The sequence below is a fragment of the Peribacillus sp. Bi96 genome (genome assembly GCF_918698115.1).
Taxonomy (GTDB): domain Bacteria; phylum Bacillota; class Bacilli; order Bacillales; family DSM-1321; genus Peribacillus.
In genome coordinates this window covers 22623-36385 of sequence record NZ_CAKKLV010000034.1, presented here as the reverse complement: position 1 = coordinate 36385, position 13763 = coordinate 22623, and the positions used below count along the sequence as shown (strand labels likewise).

Genomic DNA, 13763 nt, shown 5'->3' with positions numbered 1-13763 from the left:
CTTCTCTCATGCGAGAAAAGAACGTATCCGGTATTAGCTCCGGTTTCCCGAAGTTATCCCAGTCTTATAGGCAGGTTGCCCACGTGTTACTCACCCGTCCGCCGCTAATCTCAGGGAGCAAGCTCCCATCGATTCGCTCGACTTGCATGTATTAGGCACGCCGCCAGCGTTCGTCCTGAGCCAGGATCAAACTCTCCGAAGAAATGTTTGACTTGCTCATTTGCTTTTTTGATAGTGTGTGCTCACTTAAAATTTAACGTTGGCGCTTTGTTTTGTTCAGTTTTCAAAGAGCAATAATGGAGCGGGTGAAGAGAATCGAACTCTCATCATCAGCTTGGAAGGCTGAGGTTTTACCACTAAACTACACCCGCATTTAATTTTAAAAGTATTTTCAGAAAGAATGGTCGGGAAGACAGGATTCGAACCTGCGACCCCTTGGTCCCAAACCAAGTGCTCTACCAAGCTGAGCTACTTCCCGTAAAATATGGTGCGCCCGGCGGGAGTCGAACCTACAACCTTCTGATTCGTAGTCAGATGCTCTATCCAATTGAGCTACGGGCGCTAATTTCTATGATGTTATTGGTGCGGCCGAGAGGATTTGAACCTCCACGGGGTTTCCCCCACTAGGCCCTCAACCTAGCGCGTCTGCCATTCCGCCACGACCGCGAAAGCGACTTTGTAAGCTTAACACCTTTTCTCCTCATTGTCAAGAAGAAAGTTATCAGTGCGGGTGAAGGGACTTGAACCCCCACGCCTTGCGGCGCCAGATCCTAAGTCTGGTGCGTCTGCCAATTCCGCCACACCCGCATAAAAAATGGTGAGCCATGAAGGATTCGAACCTTCGACCCTCTGATTAAAAGTCAGATGCTCTACCAACTGAGCTAATGGCTCTAAATAAAAATGGCTGGGCTAGAAGGGATCGAACCTTCGCATGACGGAATCAAAATCCGTTGCCTTACCGCTTGGCTATAGCCCAATAATTAAATGATAATTAACAGCCAGGTTAATATTATATCACTATAACTTTATTTTAGCAAGTATTTTTTAAAAGAAATAATGGCGGTCCCGACGGGAATCGAACCCGCGATCTCCTGCGTGACAGGCAGGCATGTTAACCGCTACACCACGGGACCAGTAATAACTATATAAAAGAAAGTGACCCATACGGGATTCGAACCCGTGTTACCGCCGTGAAAGGGCGGTGTCTTAACCGCTTGACCAATGGGCCTAGATAAAATATGTAACTGGCGGAGAAGGAGGGATTTGAACCCTCGCGCCGCTTACGCGACCTACACCCTTAGCAGGGGCGCCTCTTCAGCCTCTTGAGTACTTCCCCAAAAAAAATGGCTCCGCAGGTAGGACTCGAACCTACGACCGTTCGGTTAACAGCCGAATGCTCTACCACTGAGCTACTGCGGAATAATGAAAATTGGGTTCCTTTTTTATGCTCAAGGACCTAAGTGTTTGTCGTGAAGAACAAGTTGTTATCTTGTCGACTCTTATGATTATAAAGAGGTTACAACCTAAAGTCAAGCTTTCTTTTATGTTTTTTTATATTTTTGTTTTTTCCTCCATAAACCCTTGGTAAATCAGTGTTCCACGACATTTACCACAAACGAAACGGGTCGTGTCGATTCGTTTTTTTCTTAAATATACCTGCTGACAGTCTTCACATTTATATTGAATAGTATTCATCTTTTTCTTCACCTGGTTTGATGACAATGGCTTGCAAAATCTCGGGGCACCCACTTTTTTGAGCAAATGCCTAAAGTCAGCATCACGATGCTGATACCCTTTCTTCTCGATGTGCAGATGATAATGACATAATTCATGCTTTATGATGCCAATCATTTCTTCCAGTCCGCTTTCATCAAGATACTTCTTATTTATTTCAATGTTATGTGAACGCAGCAAGTATCGTCCTCCTGTAGTTCGGAGACGCGGATTAAAACTTGCTATGTGTTTAAAGGTCTTATTGAAGTCTTTCAACGAAATTTCTTCGACTAGTTTTTGCAATTGCCGATTATCCATTTCCCCGTCCCTTTCCTTGGTAACATGACAACCCATTATAACATAGACTAATAATACAATAGGAAAACGAAGGGAGAGAAAGCTATGCCTAATTGGTTCCAGAATCAAATTCGCAAAGCCTTTTATGAAAAGGATTATTATCAAGTGAAGATGTTGAATCAATGTTGGTTTTTTTATCAAAAAAAAGAAAGTCTTCGATTATAGATTCAACAATGAGCGGAAATATAAAAATACTTTGCACTCAAAAAACCCCTTCTAATATAGAAGGAGCTTGACCAGCTAGTTTTGATTCTTGGGCTCGAGCATCGTTAAAGAAACCCTTTGCTTTTGAGAGTCGACAAGTTCGACCCAAACTGTCACTACATCCCCAACGGCCACTACATCCAATGGGTGTTTTACAAATCGATTGCTTAGTTTAGAAATATGCACCAGGCCATCCTGTTTAACACCGATGTCCACAAACGCACCGAAATCTACAACATTCCTCACTGTCCCTTGTAATTCCATTCCAGTTTGCAGATCCTCCATTTTTAGGACATCTTGCTTAAGCAGAGGTTTTGATAATTCATCCCGAGGGTCTCTTCCCGGTTTCATCAAATCATCTATAATATCTTTAATCGTAATTTCCCCTATTTCCAATTCATTGACTAATTCTGCGGGATTTAGTTTACCTAACTCAGCATTCAGTGCCTCACTTCCCAGATCATCAGAGGTGAATCCCATTTTCTTTAACAACTTATTCACGGCACCGTAGTTTTCTGGATGAATCGCGGTTTGATCCAAGGGCTCATCTCCATTAATGATACGTAAGAACCCTATACATTGTTCATAAGTTTTGGTACCAAGTCGGGGAATCTTCTTTAATTGCTTCCTGCTTGTAAACTTCCCTTCCACTTCCCTTTTCTTCACGATATTTTGAGCAACCGATTTTGATAAACCAGCTACATATTGTAATAGAGATGATGAAGCGGTATTTACGTTCACTCCCACTTGGTTAACAGCTGTTTCCACGACAAATGTAAGGGATCCCGATAGCTTTTTCTGGGAAACGTCATGTTGATACTGCCCAACACCCACGGATTGGGGATCAATTTTAACAAGTTCCGCAAGGGGATCTTGAAGCCTTCTTCCTATCGATACGGCGCTTCGCTGTTCTACTTGAAGATCCGGGAACTCTTCACGGGCAATATCCGAGGCAGAATACACACTGGCTCCCGCTTCATTGACAATGATATAAGAAATATTCCCTTTCACTTCTTTTAGAATATCTGCAATGAATTGTTCTGATTCACGTGATGCCGTCCCATTGCCGATTGCCACAATCTCAACTGAGAATCGCTTAAGTATATCGATTGTTTTTTCACGGGCAGCATTAAGCTTCGCAGCAGGAGGATGCGGATAGATGACACTGATATCCAGTACCTTTCCTGTTTCATCAATGACAGCCAACTTACACCCAGTCCGATATGCTGGATCTAGAGCGAGGACCACTTTCCCTTTAAGCGGAGGCTGCAAGAGCAGGTTCCGTAGGTTTTCAGAGAAAATATGAATAGCTTGATCCTCAGCTTTTTCCGTCAGCTCTTTCCTGATTTCCCTTTCTACAGATGGCAAAATCAAACGTTTGAGTCCATCTTCAATCGCTGATTTAAGAAAACCTTGAGCTTCAGACTTGGTATTTTTAATGATTTTCCGTTCCAAATGACCAATGATGATTTCTATACAGGGCAAAATGGATATTCGTAAAACCTCTTCCTTTTCACCTCTATTAAGCGCCAAGACCCGATGTGGGACGATCTTTTGAACCGGCTCCTCATATTCATAATACATCTCGAAGATTTTTTTCTCGTCCTTCTCTTCATTTTTCACAACCGAAACTACTTTCCCGGCTTTGAAGATTTCAGCCCTTATCCACTTCCTTAATTCTGCATCATCGGAAATATGTTCAGCTATTATATCCTGCGCTCCTGCAATGGCCTCTTCAATAGAAGGAACTTCTTTTTCTGCCGATATGTATTCTGCTGCTTTATCGCTAACTCGTGCATGCAATTGACATTCAAGAAGCCAATTAGCAAGTGGTTCTAGCCCCTTTTCCTTAGCTACCGTTGCTTTCGTTCTCCTTTTTTGCTTGAATGGTCTGTATAAATCCTCCACTTCCTGCAACTTTGTTGCCTTCTCGATTTGTCTTGTTAGCTCTTCCGTCAATTTTCCCTGTTCACCAATCGAACGCGTAACTTCCACTTTCCTCTGACCAAGGTTTTCTAGATAGTTCCATCTTTCCATAATGGACCGAATTTGAACTTCATCTAATGAACCCGTCATTTCTTTTCTATACCGGGCAATAAAAGGGACTGTGTTGCCCTCTTGCAGCATCTGTATGACGTTTTGAACTTGATGACTCTTTAAAGTTAGCTCATTGGATATTTGTTTAACCAAATCCTTTAATTTATCTTCTACATCGATCATTATGTTTCCCTCCAACCTTTTAATCTGATAAGTATAGTCTAGCAAATGAGAGATGAAGTTGCGAATTCCATACAAAAAAGCTCACTTCCGGATTACAGCGAAAGTAAGCTTCCTAAAATGAAAGTTGTATCATCTGCAGTTGCTGGACTGCTTTCTAAAATGCATTGAGCGTTCTTATCAATGGGGGCCAGCCTTTTTAAAAAAGATTTAGCTCCCTTAAGTTCTAAACCATCGGAATGAAGAATGAATTTTGCACTTGGTTCATATTTGTACCTCTGCGTCCTGTATTTCTGTTTCCTTCCGGATAAATACCCTGTAACAGGTAAAGGATAAACGAGTTTGTCGTCGCTAGGATTATACAAGAAAAAGCGGATGTTACCCACGGAGCTGTATACAAATTCATTCTTCTCATAAAATATTTTCAAAATGGAAACGGCCGCCCCCCGTTTATCGATTAAAACTTGATTACATGCGGCCATCAATGATTCGACATCCAGCTCATGATTACGTTTAACTTCCTCGATGACAGCATGTGAGGATTCATAAGCGAATTGCCCGCTGCCTAGCCCATCTGCCAATACGCACACAAAGTATTCTTTCGTATGAAGAAAAAAGTAATCATCACCGCAATATACCATCCCGTTTTTAGATGATTGAGAGACAAGGACCTCTATATTTTCTTCTCGCAGAATACCTTTGATCACTGAATTAACTCCGAGTTTTCAGCATTAATGGCTTCTTGAAGTTTCTTGATCGCGCGGCGCTGAAGTCTCGAAACATGCATTTGGGATATCCCTAGTTTATCGCCTGCTTCTTTTTGGCTTAAATTTTCTAAATAAGTATGTTGAATAATCATCTTTTCACGGTCACTCAACACATGCAAGACCTTTTCAAGTACTAGGCGCTGATTGACCTTTTCAAAACCTTCATCGACATTCCCGAAAATATCAAGCAATGTGACTGTACCGCCATCAGAATCAGCTTCAATAGAATGATCAACAGATAAAGCTTGATAGCTTTTTCCCATCTCCATCGCCTCTAAAACTTCTTCTTCAGTCACTCCTATACTATCTGCTATTTCATCTATTCTTGGAGAACGGTGCAGAGTGGTCGTCAATTCCTCGACAGTCATCCTGATTTTTGGACCAAGTTCTTTTATTCTCCTTGGCACATGGACACTCCATGTTTTGTCGCGCAAGAATCTTTTGATTTCCCCGATTATTGTAGGGACCGCAAAGGCCTCAAAGCTTTTACCGAATGATTCATCATATCGACGAATGGCACCTAACAAACCAATCATGCCGACCTGCGAGATATCCTCCTGAAACGATTTCCCTTTCGCGTACTTACGGGAGATCGTTTCAACCAAACTTTTATAATGGATGACAAGATTACTTTGCGCTTCATCATCTTGATTCTCCTGATAAGCTCTAATCCATTCGTTTACTTTTTCTCTTTGTGCCTGATTAGGTTGAGACTGTTTTTGCATCCATCTCCACCTGCTCTCCTTCTAAAAACTTAGTCATAAAAACTGTAACCCCGTCATGCTGATGAATTTTCACATCATCCATCAGAGTTTCAATGAGGTAAAGACCCAAGCCTCCTTCTCTCATAAGTTCGACTTTTTGGCCATTTTCGTACGGGCCGAGTCCTTGACGAACTTCTTCGAAATTACAGCTCTTACCACTATCAGAAACCATGACCTCTAAACGGTCAGGATAAAGCCCGAAACTTACTTTCACTTCACCTTTTTCAGAATCCTTATATGCATGCTGTACCGCATTTGTACAAGCTTCGCTGGTTGCGATTTTTAAATCCTCGATTTCTTCATACGCAAATCCCATCCGGCTTCCTATTCCAGAAAGCGTTAAACGAACGACACCGATGAATTCTGGTTTTGCAGGTATTTTCATTTCGATGTAATCATATACTTGACTCATTCTAACCCACCCTCTGTACCACTTTTTATATCAATGATATCTGCAAGACCTGTAATATCAAATAAACGTCGTAACCTTTCTGATAAGCCAACTAAAGTGAACTCGCCATTATGTGCCCTTACGCTTTTAAACGCACCGACAAATACCCCAAGCCCGGTGCTATCCATATAGGAAACTTCAGTTAAATCAATAGTAATCGAAACATTTTCCTGCTCTGAAATTGGAAATAGTGACTCCCGTAGTTTCGGTGCAGTATAGGCATCAATTTCACCTTTTAGTTTTACAATAAATTCAGTATTTAATTCATTAACATCTACCGTTATATTCATCCTTGACCCACCTCTTCAAATCCTCGTCATTTCTATATCTATACCCGGAGGGAAAAATGCTAAACCTTTGATTTTAAAATAATTAATGTAAAATCATCCCTTAGTTGAAAGTTCTGCATTTTCTCCAATTGCTTAAATATATTATTCACCATTTCCTGGGCTTGTAAATGCATATTCTTTTTAATGAAACCAATAAGTGTTTCCCTTTCTATAAACCCATCATTCGTCCGGCACTCCGTTACTCCATCCGACAACAAAATGATCATATCTCCACGGTTCACCGTTTTTTCATATTGGCGATACCTTGTTTTTTTATCAACCCCAAGCAACAATCCTTTTGCGTCCAAATCGCTAAAAGTCCCAGTGGCGGCATCAAAGTAAAAACCCGGTTCATGGCCAGCTGAAGCATAGGAGAATTGCCCGTCATGCGGATCATATAAACCATAGAACATCGTAATGAACATACTTGGATCCACATTATGTTCCACAACACGGTTCAAACTCTCCAGCACACTCTTCGGTTCATGCCTATGCTCAGGTAGACTATCCATCGCATATTTTATCATCGACATGCACAATGCCGCAGGAATCCCTTTCCCGATGACATCCGCTATCCCTACCCCGATACGCTCATTTTCATCTTGGACGAAGTGATAATAATCTCCATTCATCTGTCTGGCAGGTACGCTGATCGCCCCAATTTCAAGCGCTTTGATATCAGGGATTTCCGTTTCTAAAAGAGTATGTTGAACGCTTGCCGCAATTTCAATTTCCGTTTTCAGTTCCTGCTGTTGATGTCTAAGGCTTTGATGTTCACGGTAGGCAATACCATAACCCATCATGACTTCAAGCAGGAAATCGAAAGAATCCAACACTTTTCCCGGTAAATCCGGGTAAAGTTCCATTAAGTTATGTTTATGCATACTGATGATTTCTTCTGGAGATATGTTGTATTTAATATGTAGGCGGCTAATCTTTTGCCCTTGGTAGAGTGCCTGCTCATTTTGGTCTTTAAGATAAGTAGAAAGCGCCTCATGATACTTTTTCTCCATGTTCTCCCTAATATCCATAGTCCCCCCCTAACGGAGCCATTTCGTAGCGACGATCGTAGTCCCTTCACCTGGTATTGATTCAATATCGAAGTCATCCATTAATCGTTTGGCTCCAGGAAGGCCTGCTCCCAGTCCACCTGAAGTGGTATATCCATCTTCCATGACTCTGCGGATATCCTCAATTCCCGGCCCTTGGTCCTGTGCAATGATTTTCAATCCTGACTTCCCATTTATATTTAGTTTTTCTATGCTCACACTGCCTTGTCCAGCATATAGATATATATTGCGGGCCAATTCGCTTATAGCCGTTGTGATCCTGGCCTGGTCGACAGTGCCGAACCCCAACTCTTTAGCGACATTCCTTCCGAGCTGCCTTGCAGCAACAATGTCCCATTCATTTATTATTTTTACGCAGGATTGGAACTCCATTCTTTAATCCCCCAGTTCCTGTTGTAATTTCTCCAGGCCTTTCTCTAAATCTAATGCTGTCAGAACATCATCGAGACTAATTCCCAGTTCAATTAATGTTATTGCAACAGCCGGCTGGATCCCCGTAATTACAACCTTTGCCCCCATAAGCTTAGACATACTGAAGACATCGCCTAATACCTTTGCGATAAATGAATCTATAAAATCTATCGAGGTAATATCTATGACAACGCCATTCGCGCTTGTTTCATGAATCTTATGCAGTAAATCCTCCTGAAATTGAAGGGCCGTCATATCATCCAATTCCCATTGTATAGAAACTAACAAGCAGTCATAAAGCTTTAATATCGGAATCCTCATACTTACCCCTCCACCTTTACGATCTTACGGCTCGTTAATTCCAACGCAACTTCTATTCCTTTTTTTAACGTATTTTTTGTAATCACTTCATTTAAATTAATTCCAAGATTAACGATGGTTTGTGCAATTTCAGGGCGTATGCCGCAGAGTATGCATTTTGCACCCACTAAGCGGACCGCTTCTGCTGCCTGAATGATATGGTGGGCGACCATTGTATCCACAACTGGTACACCTGTTATATCAATAAGAACCACTTCAGACCTATGCTTAACCACCCCAGTCAATAGGTTTTCCATAATCTGTTTAGCACGCTCTGTGTCAATTGTACCGATCAGCGGCATGACTGTAATGCCTTCCAATACAGGAATGAGCGGTGCTGAAAGCTCTTGCAGAGCTATTTTCTGCATAGAGACCGTTCTTTCCCAAGTTTGGGTATATATATTGACTATTTCATTATTTATCGGTGTGGCCCATTTATCCAAGTGGTTAACAAGATTGACTTGATTATCAGGTGTCACCAGACCTTTTTCCACCATTCCATTGATGACGATTAACGTGAATTTATGCAGTCCTTCATTGACGAATGTAAGAGGCCATCCCAATTGGACGACTTTCTCGGCAAAATCCGAAAGCTTCAATGTGAATTCTTTGTTTTTACTATCAACATTCGTGATAATCATATCTATAAATTCAGTGCTTGTTTGCGTGAACATTCGATCGGAGACGACCTTGATTAATCTTTCGTCTGTACTTTCCTTCATGATATCCATCCACTCATTCAGGATGTAATCTTGATTTTGCTTAATAAAATCGTAAACCAATTGATTCATAATATCCTCCCATTCTAACACAATTGCCAAGTTTTCCTGTTCTCGTCACGCGGATGTTATCCAACTGTAATGTTATTTCCATTTAGGTTTTCAGGGTCTCCCCACTATACCTTTTCTGTTCTTTAAGTAGTAACATCCTAACGTTTTACCCGAAATCCGGGTAAGAAAAACATCATTTAAAGAAAAGTTAGGAAAATACTATAGAAAAACAAATGAGTATTTCATTTACTACCGAATTGTATACTTTTTTATTCGTCAATTTTTTTATATTTCCTGCTGTAAATGTTTGTACGTACATACATAATGAATCCTTTCCAATCCTCATTTTATATGGCCATAAGGATTGGTCCTCAGAATCACTTTATTTTCGGGATGTTATTCAAAAAAAAACACGATTCCCAAGTTGCAGGAATCGTGCCATCTAAAAAACATCAAGAATGATTTGTATTATAATAACGCCCGGATTAGCGGGAAAACTTTTCTCTAAAACTCAATGAGACCTAAGCTGATTTGCAAAGCTTCATTGACTTTTTGCATCATAGGTTCGTCAAGATGCGTAATTTTATCAGTTAAGCGCTGCTTATCAATTGTCCGGATCTGTTCCAATAAAATGACGGAATCTCGTTCGAATCCGTACTTTTTTGCATTAATCTCAACATGTGTTGGCAATTTCGCTTTTTGAATTTGAGCTGTAATGGCTGCCACGATCACAGTCGGACTAAAGCGATTACCGATATCGTTTTGTAAAATTAGCACCGGACGGGTTCCTCCCTGCTCTGAACCAACTACCGGGGAAAGGTCTGCGAAGTATACGTCACCACGCTTAACAACAATCAATGGCTCAGCCTCCGCTAACTAATCGTTCAACGCAATGACCAGCCTCGAATTCAGCCTGAAAGGCTTCAGAAGCAATCGTTAAATTAATGGCCGCCATTTCAATATAACCGCGTTTCATCGATTCACGAAACTCTTTCTTTTTACGTTCGCGAAGATACATTTTTGTGGCACGATAAATAAATTCACTGCGATTTACATTTTCTTCACTCGCATACCCATCTAACTCTGTTAAAAAATTTTGAGGTAATCGAATTAATATCTCTCTTGTTGCGCTGGATTCAGACACAAACATACACCTCCACCATCACTACACACCTTTATTATATATCCTTTTCAATATTACCATTAAAATGCCTATCTGCAAAGAGTATATTCTATTCTCAATCCTATTATCAGCATAATAAAGGAAATCTTATTCACAATCCTAGGATTTTTTTACAATCCTGTCATTCCAAGATGAAGTTGCGTACATGATTCAACTGATGGTCTTTTATATAGGTACGGGGGACTCTTGCTCCTATCATGCACGTTACCTCATAATTGATCGTTCCCATTTTCGCCGCTATCTCATCTACGGTAACGGATTCATTTCCATCATTTCCTATCAGGGTTACCTCTGTCCCTACAGGGATAGGTCCAGGTAGCTTGATCATGCATTGATCCATGCAAACCCTGCCGACAATCGGCACTCTTATTCCATTTACAAGAACTTCCTGACCTTGCAGCTTACGAATCCAGCCGTCAGCATAACCAATTGGCAAAGTGCCAATCCATTCATTACCTTCAGCCGTATAAGTTGCTCCATAACTAACGCTATCACCCTTAACAAGCTGCTTAATCGCGACCACCTTCGTCTTCAATGATATCGCTTGTTTTAATGGAAATGGCAAAATCGGCAGCATTTCCATAGAAGGACTTAAACCATACATGGAAATCCCCATTCTTATTGCATTCCATTCAGGATCGGTAAACCTTAAAGATGCTGCACTATTGGCGGCATGAATATACTCTGGCCTTCCAGTCAATGTGGAAAGCATTCCTTTAAATACAGCAAGCTGCTTTTTATAAAGGTCGGTTTTTATTTCATCTGCTGTAGCGAAATGAGTGAATATTCCCTGAAAGTTAAAACACGTTTCCTGTTTAAGCAAACTTTCCACTTTCATGAGTTGATCTTTATCACGAATGCCTATTCTCCCCATACCGCTATCCACTTTTACATGAACTTGCAGAACTTGTCCCGGATCTAGCATTACCTTTGCCTTCTCTAACCAGTCTAGATCGAAAACCGTCAAGGAAATCCCTTGCTCGGCAGCCAGTGCTGCACTTTCAGGCCTTGAAGCCCCCAGAACAAGAATTGGTGCCAATATTCCCTTTTTCCGCAAAGCCAGAGCCTCATCTAAAAAAGCAACACTTAAAAAATCGGCCCCCGCTTCAAGCGCAGTGTTAGCCACTTCATAGTCCCCGTGCCCATAAGCATTCGCTTTAACGACAGCAAAAAGACTAACCCCAGTTTTTAGTCTTTTTTTCATAGATGAGATATTTTCATAAATATTATCCAAATTTACTTCTGCCCACGTATCTCGATGAAATTTCGTCTCCAAGCCAATTTCCTTCTTTCTCACATTCACAATAAGATTCTTCCAAGTAGGGAAGTTTGCTTTCCATTATACGACCATTCTATAACCAACGGATAGAAAGATAAAGTGCTTTTTCACCATTGATCCTGATTTACCTATAATTTCACAAGGTGCCGAAACAGATCAAATGAAAGGATTTCAAAAGATAACAAGCCGCTTCCCCGCCTAACCTTCCAAGAAGAAACCTTCATAAGGAGACGGGAAACATCAGCTTGTTATGTATTCCTATTTGACTGGATCTCCCCCAACGGAACGGGCGACTTCTATCATCTCTTCCTGTGACAAGTCCTTTGATGCAAGCATATAATCCACACCTTCAAAAGTCCATGCAATCGTATTTCCTGTCATGGCTCCTACTGTATAACCCAAATCAACGGGTTCTCCATTCACATTCGTTGAAACGGAAGTTTGGACAACTTCAGCTTTTTCCTGAACTAATGTAAAACTTTTTGTACCCTCATATGTCAAAACGACACGATTTCCCTTTTCCGTCGTAATTTCTTTTTCTTCCGTTAAGTTCATATCACCAATATTTTCGGGGTATTTCACCGCAAACCCTTCATTTTGGACTTCTGCCATAACAGGTGCTTCAAGTTGTGCACTTGTCATGTTTTTCTTCATATCAAATGAATCTTTATCGAAAGTCGTATCGAATTTCACCTTTAAAAATTCAACTAGGACTAATGCTGTTTTATCGGGGTCCATGACTTTTACACTTACTGGAGATAAATCTTTTTTGTTTATAGTAATCTCTTGATAAGGCAACATTTTATTGTTTTGGTAGCGCGTTTTCGTTTCAAAGACATAATGTTTATCCGTTTCTTTAAATGTCGCACTTTTATCCTCCGTAATATCTTTCACCAACGACTCGAACAAATATGCCTGACTGCTGTTCTCCGGCCACTCACTTTGAAATTTAAAGCTCTTATTCAAAGCAGGTGTCAATACATACACCCCATCATCATTTTTCAAAATCATCTGGCTTTGATCTTTCTCTTCATTTTTAAGATTTACGCGGTAAAAAGAAGGGTCCTTATGCCAAATCTCCACATTATACACTTGAGGTTCGGTCCCCATCTTTAGTGTCATCTTCGCATTAGCTTTATATCCTTTCATTTCGCCAAGCTTCTCATTCAATTCACTTACTACGTCACCCTGTGATTTTTGGCCGCAAGCAGAAAGAGCAAGCAAGAGCATGATCCCTGCAAAAAGCACTAACATCTTCTTCATCTTTTCAACCCCTTTTTGTCATTTGAACGTAAAAGGGAGAGGAAAAGGCAGGATCCGGACATTGGCTCGACTGATGTCAAGAATTCTTCAGTATATTAGACGCGGACCACTCCGATCCGGCTAAAAACTTTTCGAGAGCACCTACTCTGCCATGTACCTTTTACCGGGCCTTGTCTCCCTATAGCACTAAATGTATATGAGACAACCTTAAGGTTTATGACCCGATTGGACAAAACTCAATTCACCCTTTCTATTACGACCTGAGCAACCGCGTAATCCCTGCTGTGGCTTATCGAAAGATGGACCCCTTCAGAAAATGGCTTTGATATCATTGGCTTTCCTTTTTCATCCGAACTGATTTCGATATCCAAAAAGGATAAATGCTTACCTATACCTGTACCGTATGCTTTTGAAAAAGCCTCCTTTGCTGCAAAACGCCCAGCAAAATACTCAATCTTCCTTCTTCCATTTAACTTTTCGAAAATCGAGATTTCTTTTTCAGTTAGTATACGTTCCTTTAAACGGGGTTGCCGTTTAATCAGTTTTTCCATTCTATCCAACTCAGTAATGTCCACGCCTATACCTTTAATCACTTTGACACCTCTTCTATTAAATTAATATGTTG

Annotated in this window: 16 protein-coding genes, 11 tRNA genes and 1 rRNA gene; 1 reads left to right on the top strand and 27 read right to left on the bottom strand. The window is 40.9% G+C overall.

Going from position 1 to position 13763, the window contains the following annotated elements; translation table 11 throughout:
• The 13 genes from LQ203_RS25200 to LQ203_RS25140 all read right to left on the bottom strand — a co-directional run.
• Positions 1 to 202 (bottom strand): 16S ribosomal RNA (locus tag LQ203_RS25200); the annotation flags it as partial.
• Between the two features lie 95 nt (positions 203 to 297).
• Positions 298 to 371, bottom strand: a tRNA-Gly gene (locus LQ203_RS25195).
• A gap of 30 nt (positions 372 to 401) precedes the next feature.
• A tRNA-Pro gene (locus LQ203_RS25190) sits at positions 402 to 478 on the bottom strand.
• 7 nt (positions 479 to 485) lie between these two features.
• Positions 486 to 562: transfer RNA gene (locus tag LQ203_RS25185), tRNA-Arg, on the bottom strand.
• Positions 563 to 580: 18 nt separating this feature from the next.
• Positions 581 to 666: transfer RNA gene (locus LQ203_RS25180), tRNA-Leu, on the bottom strand.
• 59 nt (positions 667 to 725) lie between these two features.
• Positions 726 to 807, bottom strand: a tRNA-Leu gene (locus LQ203_RS25175).
• Positions 808 to 815: 8 nt separating this feature from the next.
• A tRNA-Lys gene (locus LQ203_RS25170) sits at positions 816 to 891 on the bottom strand.
• Positions 892 to 901: 10 nt separating this feature from the next.
• Positions 902 to 976, bottom strand: a tRNA-Gln gene (locus LQ203_RS25165).
• Positions 977 to 1057: 81 nt separating this feature from the next.
• A tRNA-Asp gene (locus LQ203_RS25160) sits at positions 1058 to 1133 on the bottom strand.
• 23 nt (positions 1134 to 1156) lie between these two features.
• Positions 1157 to 1228: transfer RNA gene (locus tag LQ203_RS25155), tRNA-Glu, on the bottom strand.
• A 17-nt stretch (positions 1229 to 1245) separates the two neighbouring features.
• Positions 1246 to 1336, bottom strand: a tRNA-Ser gene (locus LQ203_RS25150).
• A gap of 8 nt (positions 1337 to 1344) precedes the next feature.
• Positions 1345 to 1419, bottom strand: a tRNA-Asn gene (locus LQ203_RS25145).
• A gap of 132 nt (positions 1420 to 1551) precedes the next feature.
• Positions 1552 to 2031 (bottom strand): SprT family protein, encoded by a 480-nt coding sequence (locus LQ203_RS25140; protein ID WP_230162419.1) that lies wholly within the window; start codon positions 2029 to 2031, stop codon positions 1552 to 1554.
• Between the two features lie 84 nt (positions 2032 to 2115).
• Here LQ203_RS25140 and cmpA point away from each other — a divergent pair, with 84 nt between their 5' ends.
• The gene (gene cmpA / locus LQ203_RS25135) at positions 2116 to 2235 is read left to right on the top strand and encodes a cortex morphogenetic protein CmpA (protein WP_089364909.1); all 120 of its coding nucleotides are present in this window, start codon (positions 2116 to 2118) and stop codon (positions 2233 to 2235) included.
• A gap of 75 nt (positions 2236 to 2310) precedes the next feature.
• Here cmpA and LQ203_RS25130 read toward each other — a convergent pair whose 3' ends face one another.
• From LQ203_RS25130 to acpS, 14 genes are all read right to left on the bottom strand, one after another.
• Positions 2311 to 4494, bottom strand: a complete 2184-nt coding sequence (locus tag LQ203_RS25130; protein ID WP_230162417.1) for a Tex family protein — start codon at positions 4492 to 4494, stop codon at positions 2311 to 2313.
• A gap of 92 nt (positions 4495 to 4586) precedes the next feature.
• Positions 4587 to 5198, bottom strand: a complete 612-nt coding sequence (locus LQ203_RS25125) for a PP2C family serine/threonine-protein phosphatase (protein ID WP_230162415.1) — start codon at positions 5196 to 5198, stop codon at positions 4587 to 4589.
• Positions 5195 to 5983: an RNA polymerase sigma factor SigB gene (sigB, locus tag LQ203_RS25120; protein ID WP_230162413.1), complete on the bottom strand. Its 789-nt coding sequence runs from the start codon at positions 5981 to 5983 to the stop codon at positions 5195 to 5197. Before sigB ends, LQ203_RS25125 begins: the two co-directional genes overlap by 4 nt.
• Positions 5961 to 6434, bottom strand: a complete 474-nt coding sequence (rsbW, locus tag LQ203_RS25115; RefSeq protein WP_230162410.1) for an anti-sigma B factor RsbW — start codon at positions 6432 to 6434, stop codon at positions 5961 to 5963. Before rsbW ends, sigB begins: the two co-directional genes overlap by 23 nt.
• The gene (locus tag LQ203_RS25110; protein ID WP_054400551.1) at positions 6431 to 6763 is read right to left on the bottom strand and encodes an anti-sigma factor antagonist; all 333 of its coding nucleotides are present in this window, start codon (positions 6761 to 6763) and stop codon (positions 6431 to 6433) included. The genes rsbW and LQ203_RS25110 overlap by 4 nt, the downstream gene beginning before the upstream one ends.
• A gap of 59 nt (positions 6764 to 6822) precedes the next feature.
• Positions 6823 to 7833 carry a PP2C family protein-serine/threonine phosphatase gene (locus LQ203_RS25105; protein ID WP_230162409.1) on the bottom strand — a complete coding sequence of 337 codons (1011 nt, stop codon included), beginning with the start codon at positions 7831 to 7833 and terminating at the stop codon, positions 6823 to 6825.
• A 9-nt stretch (positions 7834 to 7842) separates the two neighbouring features.
• Entirely contained in the window at positions 7843 to 8244 is a 402-nt protein-coding gene (locus tag LQ203_RS25100; RefSeq protein WP_230162407.1) for an anti-sigma regulatory factor, read from the bottom strand.
• Between the two features lie 3 nt (positions 8245 to 8247).
• The gene (locus LQ203_RS25095) at positions 8248 to 8604 is read right to left on the bottom strand and encodes an STAS domain-containing protein (RefSeq protein WP_034306376.1); all 357 of its coding nucleotides are present in this window, start codon (positions 8602 to 8604) and stop codon (positions 8248 to 8250) included.
• Between the two features lie 2 nt (positions 8605 to 8606).
• A complete protein-coding gene (locus LQ203_RS25090; protein WP_230162405.1) occupies positions 8607 to 9434 on the bottom strand; it encodes an RsbT co-antagonist protein RsbRA in 828 nt (275 codons plus the stop codon).
• Between the two features lie 483 nt (positions 9435 to 9917).
• A complete protein-coding gene (locus tag LQ203_RS25085) occupies positions 9918 to 10268 on the bottom strand; it encodes a type II toxin-antitoxin system PemK/MazF family toxin (RefSeq protein ID WP_034306610.1) in 351 nt (116 codons plus the stop codon).
• 7 nt (positions 10269 to 10275) lie between these two features.
• Positions 10276 to 10557 (bottom strand): antitoxin EndoAI, encoded by a 282-nt coding sequence (locus LQ203_RS25080; RefSeq protein ID WP_034306380.1) that lies wholly within the window; start codon positions 10555 to 10557, stop codon positions 10276 to 10278.
• Positions 10558 to 10717: 160 nt separating this feature from the next.
• On the bottom strand, positions 10718 to 11872 hold the full coding sequence (alr, locus tag LQ203_RS25075) for an alanine racemase (protein ID WP_230162403.1): 1155 nt from the start codon (positions 11870 to 11872) through the stop codon (positions 10718 to 10720).
• Positions 11873 to 12133: 261 nt separating this feature from the next.
• The gene (locus LQ203_RS25070; RefSeq protein ID WP_230162401.1) at positions 12134 to 13138 is read right to left on the bottom strand and encodes an outer membrane lipoprotein carrier protein LolA; all 1005 of its coding nucleotides are present in this window, start codon (positions 13136 to 13138) and stop codon (positions 12134 to 12136) included.
• 236 nt (positions 13139 to 13374) lie between these two features.
• On the bottom strand, positions 13375 to 13731 hold the full coding sequence (acpS, locus tag LQ203_RS25065) for a holo-ACP synthase (RefSeq protein ID WP_230162399.1): 357 nt from the start codon (positions 13729 to 13731) through the stop codon (positions 13375 to 13377).
• Positions 13732 to 13763: the final 32 nt, after the last annotated feature.

Excerpts from the sequence above, each read along its gene's own strand:
- LQ203_RS25140 (WP_230162419.1), bottom strand. The coding sequence starts at position 2,031 with ATGGATAATCGGCAATTGCAAAAACTAGTCGAAGAAATTTCGTTGAAA.
- cmpA (WP_089364909.1), top strand. The coding sequence starts at position 2,116 with ATGCCTAATTGGTTCCAGAATCAAATTCGCAAAGCCTTTTATGAAAAG.
- LQ203_RS25130 (WP_230162417.1), bottom strand. The coding sequence starts at position 4,494 with ATGATCGATGTAGAAGATAAATTAAAGGATTTGGTTAAACAAATATCC.
- sigB (WP_230162413.1), bottom strand. The coding sequence starts at position 5,983 with ATGCAAAAACAGTCTCAACCTAATCAGGCACAAAGAGAAAAAGTAAAC.
- rsbW (WP_230162410.1), bottom strand. The coding sequence starts at position 6,434 with ATGAGTCAAGTATATGATTACATCGAAATGAAAATACCTGCAAAACCA.
- LQ203_RS25110 (WP_054400551.1), bottom strand. The coding sequence starts at position 6,763 with ATGAATATAACGGTAGATGTTAATGAATTAAATACTGAATTTATTGTA.
- LQ203_RS25105 (WP_230162409.1), bottom strand. The coding sequence starts at position 7,833 with ATGGATATTAGGGAGAACATGGAGAAAAAGTATCATGAGGCGCTTTCT.
- LQ203_RS25100 (WP_230162407.1), bottom strand. The coding sequence starts at position 8,244 with ATGGAGTTCCAATCCTGCGTAAAAATAATAAATGAATGGGACATTGTT.
- LQ203_RS25095 (WP_034306376.1), bottom strand. The coding sequence starts at position 8,604 with ATGAGGATTCCGATATTAAAGCTTTATGACTGCTTGTTAGTTTCTATA.
- LQ203_RS25090 (WP_230162405.1), bottom strand. The coding sequence starts at position 9,434 with ATGAATCAATTGGTTTACGATTTTATTAAGCAAAATCAAGATTACATC.
- LQ203_RS25070 (WP_230162401.1), bottom strand. The coding sequence starts at position 13,138 with ATGAAGAAGATGTTAGTGCTTTTTGCAGGGATCATGCTCTTGCTTGCT.